The sequence below is a fragment of the Lysinibacillus sp. LZ02 genome, from assembly GCF_050613145.1.
Lineage (GTDB): Bacteria > Bacillota > Bacilli > Bacillales_A > Planococcaceae > Lysinibacillus_B.
On the sequence record NZ_CP192507.1, the window covers coordinates 3,207,813 to 3,222,582 of the forward strand.

A 14,770-nucleotide genomic window follows, 5' to 3' on the forward strand; every position below is an offset into this window, starting at 1 on the left:
GTGACTTATTTTCCCGTCGTAGCACGCGTGATTTCAGCATGTAGCTCTTTTTCATAAAGAGCCCGTGTTTCAGCTGACCAATACAATATCCTTTGCATTTCATCTAAGATCGCTTCCCGATACGTCTTAACCGTATCAATATCGAAAAATAAATGGGACGTGCGGCGCATAAAGAAATCTAGCGGGTGCACGACAAGTTCATGCTCGATTCCGTAGTGTAATTGAGCGTAGAGTGGGCGCGGTAAAATGGACTGTTCTATTTGTAAATAAGCATATACTTGCTCTACATTGGAGCCGTAATGCCGCGCTAGCTTTATACTTTCTTCAAGTGAAAGGCCGTACGTAGCACCTATTTTTGCCTTATTCGCAACATACTGCTCAAAATACTTGGAACCACCCACTTCTCCACCAGAAATCGGAAGCTTTTTCGTTACACACGGTCGCAGCTTTTTATCTGTTATTGTCGTGACAACCTGATCGACAATCATTTCAGCCATTTTTCGGTAGCCTGTCAGCTTCCCCCCTGCAATGGTGAGTAGCCCGCTCGGTGATGCCCAAATCTCATCTTTTCGAGAAATTTCGGAGGGCTTTTTCCCTTCCTCGTGAATCAGCGGTCTCACTCCCGCCCAGCTCGATTTAATATCCCCCTCTGTTATTTGTAAAGTGGGAAACATATAACGAATCGCTTTCATTAAATAATCTCGGTCTGCTTGATCAATCGCAATATCACTTAAATCACCAGCATAAAACGTATCCGTTGTCCCAACATATGTTTTGCCCTCTCGCGGGATCGCAAAAACCATTCGTCCGTCCTGTGTATCAAAGTAAACAGCTTGCTGAAGCGGAAATACAGATGCATCAAACACAATGTGTACACCCTTTGATTGCACTAAATGCTTATGTAAAGGTTGCCGTTCTAGTTGACGAATCGTATCTACCCACGGACCAGCCGCATTGATTACCACTTTTGCTTTAATGTGAAGGGATTCATTGGCTAGCGTATTGTGCGCTACGACGCCACAAATTTTTTGGTGGGCATCATATAAAAAGTCTGTTACTTTTGTGTAGGTTGCTATCATGGCTCCCTGTTCCATTGCTTTCTTTGCCACTTCGATTGTGAGCCGTGCATCATCTGTACGATATTCAACATACATACCGCCGCCAAGTAAGCCTTCTTTTTTTATGAGTGGCTCGTTTTGTAATGTGTCTTGAACCGTTAACATTTTTCGACGCTCTGATTTTTTCACACCAGCTAAGAAATCATACACTTGTAGCCCTAGAGATGTGGACCATTTACCAAATGTCCCCCCTTTATGAAATGGGAGTAGCATACGAACAGGCGTTGTAACATGTGGACCAATTTCATAAACGATTGCCCGCTCTTTTCCTAAATCCGCTACTTCTTTTATTTCGAATTGCTTTAAATAACGCAATCCACCGTGCACTAATTTCGTCGAGCGACTTGATGTACCGCTTGCCAAATCACACATTTCGATTAATGCTACTTGTAGCCCTCGACTAGCCGCATCCAATGCGATCCCTACTCCGGTAATGCCACCACCGATAATGAGTACATCAAATGTTTTACTTTTTAATAGGTTGAGTACTTCATTTCTTTTTAACGACGAAGCATAGCTCATGTCATCCACTCCTTGCTATCAAAATAACAATGCTTCATTACAGTATTGATAAATAGTTGACAATTAGAACATAAAATTATCCATATGTTTAAAATAGAGTAGTTCTGTTTCATTAATTTGGAGGGTTTTGACCGGATACACGCTCTTTTTGCTCGGATACCATACCTTTTTGACTGTTCAACAAATGTTTTTGCTCCGTTGCAAGATTTTCGTTGGGCCCCTTCTAATTCAAATAAGAATAAAAACGACAGCGTGAAGCTGCTGTCGTTTTTATTCCTTGCTTATTAGTTCCCACTTGTTTTATTAGCAATTTCAATGGCACGATTTGTTGATTCAGCTGCTTTATCTAAAACAGCTTGTGGGTCGCCGCCTTGATATAATTCTTCAATGGCTGTGACAACGTGCTCACGCGACTCTGGGAATACGGAGATGAGCGCACCTTGTGTTGCCGTTGAAGGCTTTGTATCTTGTAATTGATTCACTGTTACTTGAAGCTGAGGATACTCTGTCCAACGCTCTTTTACAATATCCTGCTCATATGCTGCTGGGTTGATAGCAAAATACCCCGTTGATACATGCCACTGTGCTTGCACTTCTGGTGTTTGTAAATATTTCATAAAGTCCCAAGCACCTGCTTGCTCTTCTTTCGAAATACCGTTCATCATCCATAATGAAGCACCACCGATAATTACGCCGTTCCGGTCCGCTTTCTCTGAATACGGAATATACGCTGCTCCTACTTCAAACGGTGCATTTTTTGCAATATCTGCAATCCCTGCTGATGAGTCTAAGTACATCGCTACTTGACCTGAAACAAAGGCTGTACGAATATCATCCCATACGGAACCAAAGTTTCCTAACGTACCAGCATCGTTCATTTCTTTTAAAAATTCAAATATACGTAAACCTTCTTCCCCATTAAATAGCGCCTGTGTTGCTTGATCTGTACGACCATTGTCAGCGTCTACATATAAGCCACCTTGTGTTGCAAGCATCTCCTCAAAGAACCAACCGTATAACAAAATAGCAAAGCCTTTCATATCATCATTGGATAATTTGCTAGCCACTGCAATCACTTCTTCAAATGTTTGCGGTGGATTTTCTGGATCTAAGCCAGCTTTTTTAAATGCATCCTTGTTATACAGCATGACTGGTGTTGATGAGTTAAATGGCATCGAATACAATTGACCATCTACCGTGTAGTAATTTAAAATATTTTCTTCTAATTGACTAACATCGTAGTTGTCTTGGTCAATAAACGTTTGTACTGGCTCAACGTAGCCATTTTCAATCATATATTTTGTCCCTACTTCAAATACTTGCATAATCGCTGGTGCATCTGATGTCCCACCGACACTGCGTAGTTTCGTTAAAGACTCTTCATAAGACCCTTGGAATAACGCCTCAACTTCATATTGTTCTTGTGAAGCATTGTAATCTGCCACTGCCTTGTCAATAGCCGCTTGGTTGGCCCCACTCATCGCATGCCAAAATTCAATTTTCACTTTTTCATCGCTTACCGTAGCATCATTGTTTGTAGTCTCCGTTGTGTCTGCTGTATCTTCTTCCCCTGTTGTTGTCTCATCGTTACTACATGCACTGATAATAAGTACAAATAGGAACATGAACCCTAATATAAACCACTTTTTCATATTGAACATTCACCTAAACCCCTTTTATTATTTAATGGCACCTTGCGTTAATCCTTTTTGTAATTGCTTTTGTCCTAAAAACAGCAGGATTAGCGTAGGTAAAATAATAATCATTACGCCTGCCATGACAACGCCCCAATCCGTTGCACTTTCATTGGATTGCAATTGACGAATACCGATTTGCACGGTTCGTACTTTGTCATTTGTTGTTGTCAGCAACGGCCATAAATACATATTCCACGTTGTCAAAAAGCTATACGCCCCTAATGTTACAACACTTGTTTTGGACATGGGCAAGACGACTTTCCAGAAAAATTTCAGCTTCCCCACTCCGCCAATTTGTGCTGCCTCATACAATTCATACGGAATCGTTTTAAAATGTTGCCTCAATAAAAACGTCCCAAATGCAGAAGCAAAAAACGGCAATGTTAATGCCATATACGTATTTGTCCAACCAAACCCTTGAATCATTAAAAAGTTCGGAATCATCGTCGCTTCCCATGGAATCATCATCGTTGAAATAAATAAAAAGAAGATCACATTACTCCCTCGAAATGGGATAAATACAAACACATAGGCTGCCATTGCACAGACTAAAATTTGTCCAATCATCACAAGCGTCGATACGACAAAGCTGTTTAGTAAATATTTGAGTAACGGTAATCGTTGAAATGCTTGTTCATAATTACTAAATGAAAAACTGTTTGGGAAAATGCTTCCCGTTAACACTTCTTGCGGTGTCATAAAGGAAATTAAAAACGCATACCCGACAGGGAAGAACACCATTACCGCAAAAATCGTTAGTAAAATGTAAAATAATATTTTTTGAGAAAGAGGCATGCTCATTGGTAATGCACCTTCCTCTCTCCAAACTTAAACTGTAGAATCGTCACAATGAGTACAACGATAAATAATACAATCGCCTGTGCACTAGCTGTACCAAATTGATAGTTCACGAACGCTTCTTTATAAATCGAGTACACGACTAAATTTGTTGATTGGATTGGTCCACCTTTTGTTAAAATATCGATTTGACCAAAGCTTTGGAATGCATTAATTAACGAAATGGTAATGATAAAAAATAATGTGGGAGATAAAAGCGGAATGGTGATGCGACGTAGTTTTGTAAAGTAGCCCGCTCCATCGATTGTTGCACTTTCATACAAGCTGTCATCGATATTTTGTAAACCACCTAAAATAACTAAAAAGTTAAAGCCTAAGTTCATCCAAATCGTCGTCAGTGAAACCGATAACAACGCCCAATCTGGATCAAGTAACCACTGAACAGTCGGTAATTGCATCGCTTTTAATATATTATTAAAGGCACCGACTGAAGGATGAAATAAAAAGAGCCAAACAACAGCAGATGCCGCTACAGAAATCCCCATAGTTGACGAGAAAATCGTTCGGTAAAGGCCGATTCCTTTTAATTTTTCATTTGCTAAAACCGCCATGATTAGCGCGAGTACTACACTTACTGGTACTGTATAAGCAACAAACAATAACGTTGCCTTCATACTATTTCGAAATTCATCTGACGTAAAAATGTACGTGTAATTTTCAATGCCATTAAAATACACCGGCACACCATTTTGATTTGTTAAGAAAAAGCTTAAGTAAATGGTTTTTGCCATTGGATAGTAGACAAACATGCCAAAAAGTACAATGGATGGAAGTAAATAAAGCAGCCCTACTCTGACATTAATAGAACGTTTCCATAGGTTCATTTATTCCACCACCTTACGCTCTATTAGCCCTTTTTGGACGATTTTCTCTGTCTCCGTATCAAACAAGCAAACTTCCTCTTCGTTAATAGAAAATTCAAGTAACTGTCCAATTTTATAATTCCATTGACCTCCCCACTTACAAATCCATTCTTCACCGTCTACATCAATCGAAATAAGTGTTTCATTTCCTAATAGTGCTACATTTACAATCGGTGCCTTATAGATTGTCCCCCCTTCTACGGGCTGTATTAAATGCTCTGGGCGAATGCCAAAGATGACACTACTCGATATTTTTTTAGACATTGTTTCACTAATGGCAATGGATAATGCTGAACTTAGCTGAATAGAACACTCAGCTACGTGAACAGATGCTTGCTTTAAGTTCATCGGCGGAGAACCAATAAATGTCGCAACAAATATATTTTCAGGATAATTGTAAATATCCATCGGTGTACCAATTTGCTGTGCATAGCCTTTATCTAAAATCATCATTCGGTCTCCCATAGTCATTGCTTCTACTTGATCGTGTGTCACATAGATCATCGTAAAGCCTAACTTCTTTTGTAAACGACGTAACTCTGACCGCATATGGGCGCGTAATTTAGCATCTAAGTTAGACAATGGCTCATCCATTAAACAAATAGGTTGTTCATTTACAATCGCGCGAGCAAGTGCTACACGCTGACGCTGACCACCTGATAGCTGGCGCGGTTTTCTTTTTAAATAGTCACTTAAACCCAGCATCGCAGCGACTTCTTCAATTTTTTGTTTTCGAACGCTCTTCTCTAATTTTTTCACTTGTAAGCCAAAGCCGATATTTTCCTCTACACTCATATGTGGGTATAATGCATAGTTTTGGAATACCATCGTAATCCCACGCTTACTCGGATGAATATCATTCACAACATCCTCACCAAAAATCAAGTTACCTGATGTAATATTTTCTAGTCCAGCTATAATTCGTAGCATAGTACTTTTCCCACAACCAGATGGTCCAACTAACACAAAAAATTCGCCAGGCTCTATTTCAATATTTATCTCACTTAATACTTCTGTCTGTTTGTCGTAGGATTTCTTAATGTTTTCTAATCGTACTCGTTGCATGCACGTTCAGCTCCCTCCTTCATGAGTGGCTAACAATATGCTGTACTGTCATTATAAAAGTGAACTTTCAAGATATCGTTAACCTATTGTCAATTTACTGTAAATTGTGTTGTTTATGCATTTAATTATATATATTCTTATTAATGTAGATTTTTAACTAACTTTTAGAGGAAAGTAGGAAAAGGAACATGAAGATATTTGCACATAGAGGATGCAGTAAGCAGTACCCAGAAAATACGTGTATCGCTTTTCAAAAGGCCGCTGCACTACCTGTTTTTGGTGTAGAGTTTGATGTTCATTTAACAGCTGACAAGCAATTAGTCGTCATTCATGATGAAACGATTGATCGCACATCTACTGGAACAGGCTTTGTAAAAGACATGACACTTGCACAGCTAAAGCAATATGATTATGGGAAATGGTTTGGAGAGCAATTTGCTGGAGAGAAAATTCCTACGTTGACAGAAGTATTAACGCTTTTTCAAGATACACATCACGTATTAAATATTGAGATAAAATCTGATATTTTTGAGTATGAAGGCATTGAGCAGCTCATTGCAGATGAAATCGATGCTTTCGGGATGCATGACAGAGTGATTGTTTCTTCCTTTAATCATGAAAGTATTCAGCGCTTCCATCGATTGCAGCCAACAATTCAAACAGGGGCGCTATTTGCTTCTCTTGTGACAAATATTGAAGGCTATGTAAAAGCACTACGTAGTGATGCACTTCACATTTATTACTTTCATGCATACCGTCACATTATCCAAGCAGCCCTTGCAAACGGGACAACGGTACGCACATTTACAGTGAACGATATAGATATTGCAAAAGAACTACAATCAATTGGGGTAGAAGCCATCTTTACAGATGACCCAGAAATGATGATAGCGGAATTATAAATTTATATACTATGCATTCGGCTAAACCTTCGAGCCGAATGCATGGTAAATTCGTCTTATTCTCCAAAAAGCCCTTGCATACTTAAATAACGCTCACCGTTATCTGGTGCGATACATAGAACACGTTTACCTGGTCCTAATGCTCGTGCTTTTTGAATGGCTGTCCACACCGCAGCACCCGATGATGGGCCTACTAAAATCCCTTCCAATCTCGCTAAATCCCGCGTTGTTTGTAACGCATGTTCATCCTCTACTTGAATAATTTCATCATAAATTGTCGTATTTAAAATAGCTGGCACAAACCCTGGACTCGTGCCTACCAGTTTATGAGGCCCCGGCTGTCCCCCCGAAAGTACAGGCGATCCTTTTGGTTCCACAACAATGACTTCTAAATTCGGTAAATGTTCTTTTAATACCTCACCAGTGCCTGTAATGGTGCCACCCGTTCCTGCTGTGGCAACAAAAGCATCTAATCTTCCTTCTGTTTGCGCCAAAATCTCAGGAGCCGTCGTCACTCGATGAATAGATGGATTGGCTGGATTCTCAAATTGCTGTGGAATAAAACTGTTGGCAATCTGACTTTGCAGTTCAAGCGCTTTTTTCACTGCACCAGGCATTTTTTCTGCAGCCGGTGTTAATACAACTTGTGCACCATATGCCTTTAATATGGCAATACGCTCTTTTGTCATATTGTCAGGCATGACAAAAATGGCTTTATATCCTTTCGCTGCGGCATTCATAGCTAATCCGATCCCTGTATTCCCACTCGTTGGCTCAATAATGGTCGCCCCTTGTTTGATTAACCCCTGTTTTTCAGCAGCTTCCACTAAAGAATACGCCGCACGATCTTTGACACTGCCACTTGGATTAAAATATTCTAGTTTCACTAGCACTTCTGCACACTGTTCATCGACAAGCTGATTCAGTTTCACAACCGGTGTATTGCCTACAAGCTCTAAAATTGACTGATATATTTTATTCGCCATTTCCGTCACTTCCTCATTTGAATGTTATTATTTTCAAGTCTTTATTTATAACTCGTAATGAGCAAAAATACATCCTAAAACACCAGATAAATAGTAAAAGATATTAAACTAAAGCATACTCGTAGCCTTCGCGCTTTGCCACAGCCTACACAGGAGCTAAAACAGGCGTGGCCTGTTTGGATCTCCTGTTCCTGCTCCTGACGTTGCACTTTCGTCGCAAAGAGAATCTTGGCTCCTGTGGCTATGGCGCGCTACGGCAAAAGTGAATACTTCTCGATATGCTAGAAAAAATTTATCTTCTCTAAAAAAATCATTTTCTTTTCATTTGCACATTACAGTCCGTCTAGCCTTTACTGTAATTAATGAGGATTTTTTATTATTTTTCAGCAACCGATTATTGTATTGAACAATCGTTGCTTGTAGCGAAGGCACGAGAGTGTAGCTGACGGCATTCGCCTTTCGCTACAGAGCAATGTTTTTCTGTACCGGAAGTGAAGCGGCAGGTGCAAAGCTTCCTACGGGAAAAGCGATAAAGGAACGAAGACTAAAACCGTCACGTCCTGTGACAACGTCTTCGTGACCAACATCATGTTGGCCTCAAGACCCCCCAGGAAATTTATTTGCGACGAAAGCGTAGCGACAGGAGCACCGAAGAATGAGCGACGAGGAGGCTTGATCTCGCCCGTGGAAAGCGAGTGCCGCAGCGGAAAGCAACGGTTACTCAAATGGTAACATATGTTTCAAAATTTACTCATTATAATTTATAATACATAAATACCTATAAACTTACAAGGTTTTAAGTTTAAAGTATGCTATTCATAATGATACAATGTGATATGATAAAAATACAGTGATGTAGGAGGTGTTATGATGGAGAATTTACAGTCAGTAGCTCAGTTTCAACAATTAAAAAATGGAGATGCCACGCTATTTGTCTTTTCAGCCGATTGGTGTGGGGATTGCCGTTTTATCGATCCATTTATGCCAGAAGTAGAAGAAAAATTTACACACTATACGTTTGTGAAAGTAGATCGTGATGCATTTATCGATCTTTGTATAGAGCTAGATGTATACGGTATTCCAAGCTTCGTTGCATACAAAAAAGGCGAAGAAATTGGTCGTTTTGTTAGCAAGGATCGTAAGACGCAGGAAGAGATTGAAAGCTTTATTGCGGGATTAAAGTAATTGATTGTGACTCTCGTCCGAAAAAATACGCCTGTATTTGAGATTTTCACATACAGGCGTGTTATATCTAATCATTTAAAATTGTTAACTAGATAACTTTTACTAAATAATCATATCGGTGGAGCTTGGAAAGGTGTTCCTTCCCCCAAAAACCTCTGTTCAAAAGACACTAGGAGTGGTACATATGATAAAGACCTCAACAGAATTGGCGACTAAATCCATTCATACTAAATCTGGGGTTGTCATTACTGAACCGTGGAGTTCTTCTATGTATTTTAATGCACCAATGGAAAACCGTGTTCGATTCTTAACAGATTATTTTAGAGAAGTTCGAGTGGAAGGAATTCAAAAGTTTATTAATGACCTCACGTTGGATGAGCCCACTATTGATCTATACATTTCTTTAGAATACGACAATAAAAAGAAATACATCTCTAATAACTTATCCAAGCGTATAAGCATAGTTAATTGGAAGGAATATAAACTCACAAGTGAAGAGTTTGATCTTAATGAAGGCTTTGGTAAGATTGCATTAATAAAAGATGTAGGAGTAAATGACGCCATTTTATATACAATAGATGCACTTCTCAATAAAAATAATCGCGCCTCTAATGCTTTATTTTTTATTGTTACGAGCAAGTATTTAATCCATTTCGGAGCGAGTGGGGACGTAATCAATATACTTTCTACAGACCCTATGAATATTAAAAACCTAAAAACGAATTATAAAGGTGTTTTTGATACTTTTTACGATGCACCCTTAATCTGATTCTAGAAATTAAAGTAGGTAAACCATAAAAGATGATTTACTAAAAAAGCGACCTCACGTAATTGTGAATGGGTCGCTTGTTCTTTACTTATTTTTGTCCATTAAATAACAATCCATTGCGACTAATAGAAGACCTGTAGCATCCGGTTCCGCCAATGTTCCTTAATGAGTCAAATACTTATTTGCATATAACAAAAAAGACTGAGCGAAATGCGCTCAGCCTCTATAAAAAGCATCTACAAAAACAAGAAAAATAAATTTTGTGGGCAAAATGTGGACGAAGTGGGTTTTCAAGCTTGTATATAAGGCTCAAAAAGCCACTCATATCAACATTTATCGGTTATTATCCGATACTGCCTTCCATCTCGAACTTAATCAGACGGTTCATTTCTACTGCGTATTCCATTGGAAGCTCTTTTGTGAATGGCTCGATGAAGCCCATTACGATCATTTCTGTTGCTTCTTCTTCCGAAACACCGCGAGACATTAAATAGAATAATTGCTCTTCAGATACTTTTGACACTTTTGCTTCATGCTCTAAAGAGACATTATCATTAAAGATTTCGTTGTATGGAATTGTATCCGAAGTGGATTCATTATCCATAATTAATGTATCACATTCAATGTTCGCACGTGCACCACTTGCTTTTGGACCAAATTTCACTTGGCCCATGTAAGACACTTTACCGCCTTGTTTCGCAATCGATTTAGAAACGATTGTTGAAGAAGTGTTTGGTGCTAAGTGAATCATTTTTGCCCCTGCGTGCTGATGCTGTCCACGACCTGCAAGTGCAATCGATAACGTCATACCACGAGCGCCTTCACCTTTTAAAATACAAGCTGGGTATTTCATCGTTAATTTTGAACCGATGTTACCGTCGATCCATTCCATTGTACCGTTTTCTTCAACAACTGTACGCTTTGTTACTAAGTTGTATACGTTGTTTGCCCAGTTTTGGATCGTTGTGTAACGGCAGTAAGCATCTTTTTTAACGATAATTTCTACTACAGCTGAGTGTAGAGAGTTTGTTGTGTAAACAGGTGCTGTACATCCTTCTACATAGTGTACGTGTGCGCCTTCGTCTACAATAATTAACGTACGTTCGAATTGACCCATGTTTTCAGAGTTAATACGGAAGTAAGCTTGTAATGGCGTTTCTACTTTTACACCAGGTGGTACGTAGATAAATGAACCACCTGACCAAACTGCTGAGTTCAGCGCAGCAAATTTGTTGTCAGTGTAAGGGATGACTGTACCCCAATGTTGTTTGAAAATATCTTCATTTTCACGTAATGCTGAGTCCGTATCTTTGAACACAATCCCCATGTCTTCAAGGTCTTGTTTCATGTTGTGGTAAACTACCTCAGATTCGTACTGAGCAGATACACCTGCTAAATATTTTTGTTCTGCTTCTGGAATACCTAATTTATCGAATGTTGCTTTGATTTCTTCCGGTACTTCATCCCAAGAACGTTGTGTTGCTTCAGATGGTTTTACGTAGTACGTAATTTCATCGAAGTTTAATGCTGAAAGGTCGCCGCCCCATTGTGGCATTGGCATTGTATAGAATTTTTCAAGAGCTTTTAAGCGGTATTCAAGCATCCACTCTGGCTCTTCTTTCATTTTTGAGATTTCACGAACGATTTCTTCTGTTAAACCACGCTCAGAACGGAAAATAGATACGTCCTTGTCATGGAAACCATATTTGTAATCGCCGATATCAGGCATTTTTTTAGCCATGTTGTCTCCTCCGTTCATTTTAGGAAAGTACTAAAACACCTCCACCTAAATGTAGATAGTGTTTTAGACTAACCCTTTCATTTAGTGCGTAAAAGTTAGTTTTCTTCTTTTACGCCTTTTTCCATCGCTTTCCAAGCTAATGTCGCACATTTAATACGCGCTGGGAATTTCGCTACACCTTGCAGTGCCTCTACGTCCCCTAAATCATACTTATCTACATCAAACTCTTCGCCAAGCATCATTTTTGAGAAAATGTCTGCTAACTCAAGTGCTTCTTCGATTTTTTTACCTTTAATGATTTGTGTCATCATTGAGGCAGAAGACATGGAAATGGAACAGCCTTCACCGTCAAATTTCGCATCTTGTACAAGCCCGTTTTCAACTTGTAACGTTAAATGAATACGGTCACCACATGTTGGGTTGTTCATATCGATCGTTACGCTATTGTCTTCTAAAGAGCCTTTGTTGCGCGGGTTTTTGTAATGATCCATAATGACTGAGCGATATAGCTGATCTAAGTTATTATTAAAAGACATCGTTAAAATACTCCTTCGCCGAACGCAATCCTGCAACTAATTTATCGATATCCGCTTCATCATTATACATGTAGAAGCTTGCACGAGCAGTTGCCGTCACCTGAAGCCATTTCATTAACGGTTGAGCACAGTGATGCCCTGCACGTACAGCAATTCCACTCATATCTAATACTGTTGCCACATCATGAGGATGTACATCATCTAGATTGAATGTTACTAAACCACAGCGCTTATTTGCATCACGAGGACCATAAATTGTGAGACCATCAATTGTTTCCATCTGATCCATTGCATACGCCGCTAGCTTATGCTCGTATGCTTCAATGTTCTCTAGTCCAATTTCGTTTAAGAAGTCAATTGCTGCACCAAGACCAATTGCCCCTGCAATGATTGGTGTCCCGCCTTCAAACTTCCACGGTAACTCTTTCCATGTCGACTCATAAAGGCCTACAAAGTCAATCATTTCACCGCCAAATTCAACTGGCTCCATGTTTTCTAGGATCGCTTGTTTACCGTATAGTACACCAATCCCTGTTGGCGCACACATTTTATGCCCAGAGAATGCTAGGAAGTCACAATCAATATCTTGCACATCGATTTTCATATGAGGTGCTGCTTGTGCACCATCGACAACCATAATCGCTCCATTGTCATGTGCAATTTTAGCAATCTCTTTGATTGGGTTAATGGTACCTAATACGTTTGAAACCATCATGACAGATACAATTTTTGTTTTAGACGTAATCGTTTGTCGAACCGTTTCTAAAGAAATTGTACCGTCTGCTTCTAAGTCAATATATTTTAAAACTGCGCCTTTTTCTTTCGCTACTTGTTGCCAAGGAATGATATTTGAGTGATGTTCCATCATGCTAATGACAATCTCATCACCCTCTTGCAAGTTCTGGCGTGCATATCCTGCTGCAACTTTATTAATAGAAGTTGTTGTACCACGTGTAAAGATAATTTCTTTCGTTGATTTTGCATTAATGAATTTACGCACTTTGTCGCGCGCACCTTCATATAAATCCGTAGCACGATTCCCTAATGTATGAACGCCGCGATGCACATTTGAATTATCGAACTCGTAGTATCTTTTCATCGCTTCGATTACTTGAATTGGTTTTTGTGACGTCGCTGCGCTATCAAGGTAAACGAGCGGGTGCCCGTTTACTTCTTGATTTAAAACTGGAAAATAGCTTTTAATGTCTTTTGCCATCATTATCGAACTTTCCTTTCGATAACCTCCGTCAGCTGCTTTTTAACGCCTTCGATTGGCAGATTAGTTACAACTGGCGCAAGGAATCCATGAATTACAAGACGCTCTGCTTCTGCTTTCGAAATACCACGGCTCATTAAATAGTACAGTTGAGTCGGGTCAACACGTCCAACAGATGCTGCATGTCCTGCTGTTACATCGTCTTCGTCAATTAAAAGGATTGGGTTTGCATCCCCACGTGCTTTTTCAGAAAGCATTAATACGCGAGATTCTTGCTCAGCGTTTGCTTTTGTAGCACCGTGCTCAATTTTACCAATCCCATTGAAGATTGATTGAGCTGCATCCTTCATAACACCATGTTTTAAAATTTGACCATCCGAGTTTTTACCCCAATGGCGAACTTCTGTTGTGAAGTTTTGTTTTTGCTCACCGCGACCAACAACTACTGTCTTTGTATCTGCAGCTGAGCCGTCACCTACTAAGTGCGTAATATTTTCAGAAATTGTATTTGAATCATTCATTAAACCAAGTGCCCAGTCGATTTTTGCATCACGAGCCATGTTTGCACGACGATTTACATAAGTCGTAAAACCTTTTGCTAACACGTCTACAGCACCGTAAGTTACTTGTGCATTGTCTTTCGCAATTACTTCAGCGATGATGTTTGCTTGACCTTTCGATTCAGCAATTGTTGATACGTATGTTTCAACATACGTTACAACTGAAGATTCTTCTGCTACAACTAGTACGTGGTTAAATAATGAAGCTTCTTCATTGTCGTTTAAGAATACTACTTGAAGAGGTGCTTCAATGATTACGTTGCGTGGTACGTATACGAATACACCACCGTTGACAAGTGCTGCGTGATAAGCAGCTAATTTGTGCTCATCTACTTGTACAGCTGTTGTCATAAAATATTTTCCAACTAAATCCGCATGCTCACGAATAGCTGTTTGAATGTCTGTGAAAAGTACACCTTTGTTCACAAGTTCTTCAGAAACTTTAATAAATGCAGGTGTATTGTTGCGTTGGATATACAGGTTTTCTTGCCCTTCGATATCGATTAACGCTTTTACTTCTTCAGGAAGCTCTTCTAATGAAGAGAATGGTGCTGATTCTACAGTGTGTACTGGGAATTCAGTGAAGTTCCATTTTGTAATATTTGTTTTGTCTGGCGTTGGTAGTGCAAGCTCTGCCGCTTTTTCAAGAGCTGTAGCGCGGAAATCAGCAAATGCTGCTGGCTCTCCGTTGCTTTGAGAGAACGAGCGAACTTCTTCTACGGATAACGCTAATTTTGTTTCAACCGTCATCT

General features: G+C 39.5%; 14 protein-coding genes. 4 read left to right on the forward strand and 10 right to left on the reverse strand.

Features of this window, described 5'->3' with window-relative positions:
- Window positions 1–5: 5 nt before the first annotated feature.
- From ACQQ2I_RS15585 to ACQQ2I_RS15605, 5 genes are all read right to left on the reverse strand, one after another.
- Window positions 6–1,640: a glycerol-3-phosphate dehydrogenase/oxidase gene (locus tag ACQQ2I_RS15585; protein ID WP_431027689.1), complete on the reverse strand. Its 1,635-nt coding sequence runs from the start codon at window positions 1,638–1,640 to the stop codon at window positions 6–8.
- Window positions 1,641–1,924: 284 nt separating this feature from the next.
- Entirely contained in the window at window positions 1,925–3,292 is a 1,368-nt protein-coding gene (locus tag ACQQ2I_RS15590) for an ABC transporter substrate-binding protein (protein ID WP_431030532.1), read from the reverse strand.
- A gap of 27 nt (window positions 3,293–3,319) precedes the next feature.
- Window positions 3,320–4,132, reverse strand: a complete 813-nt coding sequence (locus ACQQ2I_RS15595) for a carbohydrate ABC transporter permease (RefSeq protein ID WP_431030533.1) — start codon at window positions 4,130–4,132, stop codon at window positions 3,320–3,322.
- A 2-nt stretch (window positions 4,133–4,134) separates the two neighbouring features.
- Window positions 4,135–5,019: a carbohydrate ABC transporter permease gene (locus ACQQ2I_RS15600; RefSeq protein ID WP_431027690.1), complete on the reverse strand. Its 885-nt coding sequence runs from the start codon at window positions 5,017–5,019 to the stop codon at window positions 4,135–4,137.
- Window positions 5,020–6,123 (reverse strand): ABC transporter ATP-binding protein, encoded by a 1,104-nt coding sequence (locus ACQQ2I_RS15605; RefSeq protein ID WP_431027691.1) that lies wholly within the window; start codon window positions 6,121–6,123, stop codon window positions 5,020–5,022.
- 188 nt (window positions 6,124–6,311) lie between these two features.
- On the opposite strand from ACQQ2I_RS15605, the gene ACQQ2I_RS15610 reads away from it, so the two are divergent.
- Entirely contained in the window at window positions 6,312–7,025 is a 714-nt protein-coding gene (locus tag ACQQ2I_RS15610; protein ID WP_431027692.1) for a glycerophosphodiester phosphodiesterase, read from the forward strand.
- Between the two features lie 56 nt (window positions 7,026–7,081).
- Here the strand turns inward: ACQQ2I_RS15610 and cysK are convergent, their stop codons facing one another.
- Window positions 7,082–8,011 carry a cysteine synthase A gene (cysK, locus tag ACQQ2I_RS15615; protein WP_431027693.1) on the reverse strand — a complete coding sequence of 310 codons (930 nt, stop codon included), beginning with the start codon at window positions 8,009–8,011 and terminating at the stop codon, window positions 7,082–7,084.
- Between the two features lie 870 nt (window positions 8,012–8,881).
- Between cysK and ACQQ2I_RS15620 the strand changes: the two genes are divergently transcribed.
- The 3 genes from ACQQ2I_RS15620 to ACQQ2I_RS15630 all read left to right on the forward strand — a co-directional run bounded on the left by ACQQ2I_RS15620 (window position 8,882) and on the right by ACQQ2I_RS15630 (window position 9,965).
- On the forward strand, window positions 8,882–9,196 hold the full coding sequence (locus ACQQ2I_RS15620; protein ID WP_431030534.1) for a thioredoxin family protein: 315 nt from the start codon (window positions 8,882–8,884) through the stop codon (window positions 9,194–9,196).
- A 114-nt stretch (window positions 9,197–9,310) separates the two neighbouring features.
- Window positions 9,311–9,412 (forward strand): toxin C-terminal domain-containing protein, encoded by a 102-nt coding sequence (locus ACQQ2I_RS15625; protein WP_431030535.1) that lies wholly within the window; start codon window positions 9,311–9,313, stop codon window positions 9,410–9,412.
- Window positions 9,381–9,965, forward strand: a complete 585-nt coding sequence (locus ACQQ2I_RS15630; RefSeq protein WP_431027694.1) for a hypothetical protein — start codon at window positions 9,381–9,383, stop codon at window positions 9,963–9,965. Before ACQQ2I_RS15625 ends, ACQQ2I_RS15630 begins: the two co-directional genes overlap by 32 nt.
- Before the next feature lie 343 nt (window positions 9,966–10,308).
- Here the strand turns inward: ACQQ2I_RS15630 and sufB are convergent, their stop codons facing one another.
- The 4 genes from sufB to sufD all read right to left on the reverse strand — a co-directional run bounded on the left by sufB (window position 10,309) and on the right by sufD (window position 14,768).
- Window positions 10,309–11,706: a Fe-S cluster assembly protein SufB gene (gene sufB, locus ACQQ2I_RS15635; protein WP_431027695.1), complete on the reverse strand. Its 1,398-nt coding sequence runs from the start codon at window positions 11,704–11,706 to the stop codon at window positions 10,309–10,311.
- Window positions 11,707–11,801: 95 nt separating this feature from the next.
- Window positions 11,802–12,242 carry a Fe-S cluster assembly sulfur transfer protein SufU gene (gene sufU, locus ACQQ2I_RS15640; RefSeq protein WP_431027696.1) on the reverse strand — a complete coding sequence of 147 codons (441 nt, stop codon included), beginning with the start codon at window positions 12,240–12,242 and terminating at the stop codon, window positions 11,802–11,804.
- A complete protein-coding gene (locus ACQQ2I_RS15645) occupies window positions 12,232–13,461 on the reverse strand; it encodes a cysteine desulfurase (RefSeq protein WP_431027697.1) in 1,230 nt (409 codons plus the stop codon). The genes sufU and ACQQ2I_RS15645 overlap by 11 nt, the downstream gene beginning before the upstream one ends.
- Complete coding sequence (gene sufD / locus ACQQ2I_RS15650) at window positions 13,461–14,768, reverse strand: Fe-S cluster assembly protein SufD (RefSeq protein WP_431027698.1); 1,308 nt, start codon at window positions 14,766–14,768, stop codon at window positions 13,461–13,463. Before sufD ends, ACQQ2I_RS15645 begins: the two co-directional genes overlap by 1 nt.
- Window positions 14,769–14,770 lie beyond the last annotated feature (2 nt).

Bases quoted from the DNA above. Each gene is read 5' to 3' on its own strand.
- ACQQ2I_RS15585 (WP_431027689.1), bottom strand. From the start codon at position 1,640: ATGAGCTATGCTTCGTCGTTAAAAAGAAATGAAGTACTCAACCTATTA.
- ACQQ2I_RS15590 (WP_431030532.1), bottom strand. From the start codon at position 3,292: ATGAAAAAGTGGTTTATATTAGGGTTCATGTTCCTATTTGTACTTATT.
- ACQQ2I_RS15595 (WP_431030533.1), bottom strand. From the start codon at position 4,132: ATGCCTCTTTCTCAAAAAATATTATTTTACATTTTACTAACGATTTTT.
- ACQQ2I_RS15600 (WP_431027690.1), bottom strand. From the start codon at position 5,019: ATGAACCTATGGAAACGTTCTATTAATGTCAGAGTAGGGCTGCTTTAT.
- ACQQ2I_RS15605 (WP_431027691.1), bottom strand. From the start codon at position 6,123: ATGCAACGAGTACGATTAGAAAACATTAAGAAATCCTACGACAAACAG.
- ACQQ2I_RS15610 (WP_431027692.1), top strand. From the start codon at position 6,312: ATGAAGATATTTGCACATAGAGGATGCAGTAAGCAGTACCCAGAAAAT.
- cysK (WP_431027693.1), bottom strand. From the start codon at position 8,011: ATGGCGAATAAAATATATCAGTCAATTTTAGAGCTTGTAGGCAATACA.
- ACQQ2I_RS15620 (WP_431030534.1), top strand. From the start codon at position 8,882: ATGGAGAATTTACAGTCAGTAGCTCAGTTTCAACAATTAAAAAATGGA.
- ACQQ2I_RS15630 (WP_431027694.1), top strand. From the start codon at position 9,381: ATGATAAAGACCTCAACAGAATTGGCGACTAAATCCATTCATACTAAA.
- sufB (WP_431027695.1), bottom strand. From the start codon at position 11,706: ATGGCTAAAAAAATGCCTGATATCGGCGATTACAAATATGGTTTCCAT.
- sufU (WP_431027696.1), bottom strand. From the start codon at position 12,242: ATGTCTTTTAATAATAACTTAGATCAGCTATATCGCTCAGTCATTATG.
- ACQQ2I_RS15645 (WP_431027697.1), bottom strand. From the start codon at position 13,461: ATGATGGCAAAAGACATTAAAAGCTATTTTCCAGTTTTAAATCAAGAA.
- sufD (WP_431027698.1), bottom strand. From the start codon at position 14,768: ATGACGGTTGAAACAAAATTAGCGTTATCCGTAGAAGAAGTTCGCTCG.